Origin of the sequence: Planktothrix sp. FACHB-1355, from assembly GCF_014748295.1 — a bacterium.
GTDB classification, from domain to species: Bacteria; Cyanobacteriota; Cyanobacteriia; order Cyanobacteriales; family Aerosakkonemataceae; genus Aerosakkonema; species Aerosakkonema funiforme_A.
Genome location: NZ_JACJUP010000424.1, coordinates 1 through 5108, shown reverse-complemented (window position 1 = coordinate 5108; position 5108 = coordinate 1). Strand labels below are relative to the sequence as shown.

5 protein-coding genes are annotated in these 5108 nt (G+C 47.0%); 4 read left to right on the top strand and 1 reads right to left on the bottom strand.

Annotated elements, in window-relative coordinates; genetic code table 11:
- From H6S82_RS17490 to H6S82_RS17475, 4 genes are all read left to right on the top strand, one after another.
- On the top strand, nt 1-542 hold a 542-nt coding region (locus H6S82_RS17490; protein ID WP_191056481.1), incomplete at its 5' end, for a 2Fe-2S iron-sulfur cluster-binding protein.
- Nucleotides 543-770: 228 nt separating this feature from the next.
- Nucleotides 771-1766, top strand: coding sequence for a xanthine dehydrogenase family protein subunit M (locus H6S82_RS17485; protein ID WP_190465214.1), 996 nt, complete (start codon nt 771-773; stop codon nt 1764-1766).
- Nucleotides 1763-3868 carry a xanthine dehydrogenase family protein molybdopterin-binding subunit gene (locus H6S82_RS17480; protein ID WP_190465213.1) on the top strand — a complete coding sequence of 702 codons (2106 nt, stop codon included), beginning with the start codon at nt 1763-1765 and terminating at the stop codon, nt 3866-3868. The genes H6S82_RS17485 and H6S82_RS17480 overlap by 4 nt, the downstream gene beginning before the upstream one ends.
- A 154-nt stretch (nt 3869-4022) precedes the next feature.
- Complete coding sequence (locus H6S82_RS17475; protein ID WP_190465212.1) at nt 4023-4610, top strand: hypothetical protein; 588 nt, start codon at nt 4023-4025, stop codon at nt 4608-4610.
- 59 nt (nt 4611-4669) lie between these two features.
- On the opposite strand, the gene H6S82_RS17470 is transcribed toward H6S82_RS17475, so the two are convergent.
- Nucleotides 4670-5108 (bottom strand): hypothetical protein (locus H6S82_RS17470; protein ID WP_206756877.1); only part of this gene is annotated, 439 nt, incomplete at its 5' end.

The window sequence follows — 5108 nt, the reverse complement described above, 5'->3', positions numbered from 1 at the left end:
TGACGCTCCGCATCAATGGCAAAACCTACTCCTTGCGTGTAGAGGCGCGAGTAACGTTATTAGATGCGCTGCGGGAATATTTAGGGCTTACGGGAACAAAAAAAGGATGCGATCGCGGACAATGTGGCGCTTGTACAGTTTTGTGCGACGGACAGCGGATTTACTCGTGTTTGGCTCTCGCGGCGATGCAGGACGGAAAAGAAATTACGACGATTGAAGGGTTAGCAAACGGCGATACTCTCCACCCCGTACAAGCTGCGTTTATCGAACAAGACGGCTTTCAGTGCGGCTATTGCACCCCCGGTCAAATTTGCGCTTCCGTAGCGCTGATCGAGGAAGTAAAACAGGGATGCGCCAGTGCAGTAACGCCGGATCTCACCCATCCTCCCCAACTCGCCGAACTCTCGGAATCGGAAATCAAAGAACGTCTCAGCAGTAACTTGTGCCGATGCGGTGCCTACAACGGTATTGTCGCAGCTGTTGGACAAGCGATCGGACAAACACCCCCACCCCCCGAAGCGCTTGTTCTCGTTGAGGAGTAATTTTCTAATTGTTCTGCTTTTCTTGACTCTCAACTGCACACATAAAACCATCTATTAGACATCTCCAACAAATAATCTCAACATCTTTTATATCTGTAGGGGTGAAGCATTTGGGCGACAATTTATGTTGCAAAACCTAGATTTTATCCCCAAATGCTTCACCCTAAGTGATAATTTCTTTGTTGAGAAGTCTATTCTCTATTCCCTGTTCCGAGCCAAAGCCAAATCATGAAAAACTTTGCTTACGTTCGCGCAACTTCAGTGCAAGAGGCAGTAACGCGATCGATCGACGATAATGAAGCAAGATTCATTGCTGGCGGTACAAACTTGCTCGATCGCATCAAGGGATATCTGGAAAATCCATCCCAGGTTATCGATATTTCCCGCCTCCAGATGCAGCCGATCGAACCCTTACCGGAAGGGGGTTTACGGATTGGAGCCTTAGCAACGAATACCGCTGTTGCCGATTATCCCTACGTGCGACGCCACTACCCCCTGCTATCTCGCGCCATTCTCTCCGGTGCTTCCCAACAAATCCGCAACGTCGCCACAGTGGGAGGCAATCTCCTCCAACGCACGCGCTGTGCTTATTTTTACGATCCGGCATTCCCTTGCAATAAACGACAGCCCGGAAGCGGTTGCTCTGCCATTACGGGAATAAACCGCACTCATGCTATCTTGGGTGCAAGCGATCGATGCGTTGCTGTGCATCCTTCCGATATGTGCGTTGCTCTGGCTGCTCTCGATGCCGTTGTGGAAGTGGAAGGATGGCAGGGAACGCGACAAATTCCTTTTCATGACTTCCACCGTTTGCCGGGAAATACCCCCGAACGCGATACCAATTTAGAAGCTGGGGAACTGATTACCGCAGTCATTCTCCCGGCTTTACCAGCTGCTAAGTCGGGTGTATATCTGAAATTGCGCGATCGCACTTCCTATACTTTTGCTTTAGTTTCTGTAGCGGCAGCTGTCGAATTAGCAGAAAATCGCATTCGGGATGTTCGCATCGCTCTCGGTGGAGTTGCCCATAAACCTTGGCGAGCTTTGGAAGCAGAACAGTTTTTGCGGGAAAAACCTGTGGATGTTGCCTTATTTCAACAAGCAGCAAACATCGCTTTACAAGCAGCCAAACCGCTACAACATAACAGTTTTAAAGTTGAAATGGCAAAACGAGCGATCGAAAAAGCGCTAGTTACATCGGTTCGGAAAGGAAGCAAACCATGAGCAAAGTTATCGGCACATCTGTCAATCGCCACGAGGGACGCGCTAAAGTTACAGGCACGGCAACTTACGGTGCGGAACATCAAATTCCCGGATTGGTTTACGGTTATTTAATCGTAGCTACCATTGCCAACGGTAGCATCAGAAAAATGGAGCTTAAAGAAGCTCAAGATTCTGCCGGTGTGCTGGCAATTTTTACCCATGAAAATATGCCAGCGTTCCCAAAAGCTAATGAGGGAACAAGTTTCCATATTGGCGAACCCAGGCTTCCCTTAGCAGACGATCGCATTCATTATGGGGGGCAAATTATTGGGTTAGTTGTTGCCGATACTCTAGAACGCGCCTGTCACGCCGCTTCGTTAGTGAAGGTGGAATACGAAACCGAAACGCCGACGATCGATCGGCAACAAGCATCATTTCAGAAATCGCCACGGGATGCTTCTTTTGAACAGGGAAATGTCGCCGATGCTTTGGCAACAGCGCCTGTCAAAATATCAGCAACCTACACAACGCCAAGACAATTACACGCGATGATGGAGCCTCACGCTATTATCGCACAATGGCACGATCGCAATTCATTGACGGTTTGCGAGCCAACCCAGTGGGTATTTTTGCAACAGCGCACTTATGCAACTTTGTTTGGCATTCCGGTTGAGGAAGTGCGGGTAATCAGTCCTTATATTGGGGGTGGATTTGGAGCTAAAGCTTCGCCTTGGCCTCATGCTATTCTTTGCATAGCGGCAGCACGGGAAATTAATCGTCCGCTGAAAGTTGTTGTCTCTCGACAACAAATGACGGCGATTGTCGGACATCGTTCGCCAACAGAACAAACGATCGAATTGGGAGCAAATCAGTCGGGTCAGCTAATTGCGATCGCTCATGCTGCCAAATCCTATACTTCCCCCGTTAATCCCAAATATGTGGAAAATTGTATCGGCGTTACCCCTACTATGTACGCTGCACCGAATTTGCGCGTCGAGCAAGAAATTGCGGTTGTGAATGTAGGAATGCCGACTTTTATGCGGGCACCGGGAGAAAATCCAGGAATGTATGCGTTAGAATCGGCGATGGACGAACTTGCCTGGGCGTTACAAATCGATCCGATCGAACTGCGTTTAAAAAATGCCACGACAGAACATCAACGCAAAAAACTGCCTTTTTCATCGAAACACTTTGCCGAATGTTTGAAGCTGGGTGCAGAACAATTTCGGTGGTACGATCGCCCCATGCAAACTAAGGCAATTAGCCGCGATGATAAATTAGTCGGTTGGGGAATGGCAGGCGCAACATTTCCCGCTATTCGTATGGGAGCTTCTGCCACAGTACGTTTGCTTTTAGATGGAACAGCGCAGGTTTTAACATCAGCAAACGATATGGGGACTGGTAGTTATACTGTTGTAGCGATCGCAGCCGCAGAAACTCTCGATCTTCCTGTTGATAAAATTAAAGTAGAAATTGGCGATTCTCGCTTTCCTAATGGTGGACTTGCGGGAGCTTCGATGATGACAGCTTCCCTCGCGCCTGCGGTGGCGAATGCTTGCCAATTGTTACTGCAAGAAGTCAATGCGAAAAATGCGACAGAAGCTTTAATTGCGCTGCGCGAATCTGGGCGTCCTTTCTTAGAAATAACTGCATCCAGTCAACCGGGAGAAGAAGGGAAACAGTGGGCATTTCAATCTTGGGGCGCTCATTTTTGTGAAGTGGAAGTAGACGAATTGCTGGGTCGAGTGCAGGTAAAGCGCTGGATTTCTGTCATGGATGTGGGTCGAGCGATGAATGCCAAAGCAGCTGCCAGTCAAATTCGCGGCGGTGTTATCATGGGAATTGGAGAAGCTTTGATGGAAGAATGCCTTCACGATCTAAATTTGGGATTACCTGTTATTAAAGATTTGGCAACTTATCACATTCCCGTTCATGCAGATATTCCCCGTATTGAAGTGTCTTTTGTCGGTAAACCGGATCTGAATTTCAATCCTTTGGGCGTGCGCGGTTGCGGCGAAATTGCCATTACCGGCGTATCAGCTGCGATCGCTAATGCAGTCTATCACGCAACTGGTAAACGCATTCGCGATTTACCGATTACAGCGGACAAGTTGCTGTTGTGAGGGAGAGGTAAAGTCAAAAAGGGGTTAGGGATTAGGGGTTAGGGGTTAGGGAAAGTCAATCATTCAAAAATTCCTCCTCTTCCCTCCTCCCTCTCCCCTCTTCCCTCTCTTACCCTAATCCCTAGCCCCTAATCCCTAGCCCCTAGTTATAATTATGTCGATTATCGAACAAGCTGCTAATTCTGTTGTAGTTGCATCTGCTTCTAAGCCATCTGCTACTGAGGTAGTCGATGCTTTGCTTCAGGCGGAGAAAGACGCCAGAAAGAATAATTTTTCTGATTCCTTTGACCGATTAATCGGCAATTGGCGTTTATGTTTTATTACCGGTACTAAAAAAACTCGCGCTAAAGCGGGAATTGTACTGGGTGCGGGACGCTACATTCCTCAATTTGTCAAAATTGAACTGTCTTACTCGACTGCATCTGTAGAGATAGAAGAACAGAATTTTGAAGCCGGTCAAATTGAGAATCGGGTGACGATCGGAGCGCTAAAATTAGTGGTGAGCGGGCCTGCCAAATTTTTGCACAAGAAAAACATTTTGGCGTTTGACTTTACTCGCATAACGGTGCAGTTGTTGGGAGTGACGTTGTTTTCTGGATACATTCGTTCCGGTGAAGCCAAGTCACAACAATTTTACCATGAAAGTGTGAGCAAGCAAGCGTTTTTTGCGTATTTTTTCATCACAGATAAGGCGATCGCAGCTAGAGGTAGAGGCGGCGGTTTGGCTATCTGGGGACGCTAAATCTTTAACGGCTTATTGAGCCGTTTTTCTCCATCCACGGCAAACTTCTGTCAAGATTTCTAATCAACGCATTTGACACTTTTGATACTGCCATTTTTCAAACCTGTAATTTTCACTTTTACCATCTGCTCTTTCTGGAGAGAACTAGCTTTTTTCGGTTCTTTTTCAGTCAATTTAATTACGCCTAATATTTGATATGTCACTTTATTACCTGCAATGCCAACAACTTGGGCATCCAAGATTTGATCGATCGCAAACTCTTGAGATTGTGTCACTTGTAAAATTTCGGCTTGCCGAGTTGATTCTATGACAGGAGCGGTAATTTCGCCGATCGGCCCCGCTTTTTCGTAGTAGCGCATTAGGCGAATTGACCAACCTAAAATTTGCAGGATAGCTGCTACATCATTTTGATAAGCTTGCAAATATTGGCTGCAAGTTCTTTCCATAGACTCGTAATATCCAGATGTTTTTTTGCTATGACCGATTCTATTACCTTGG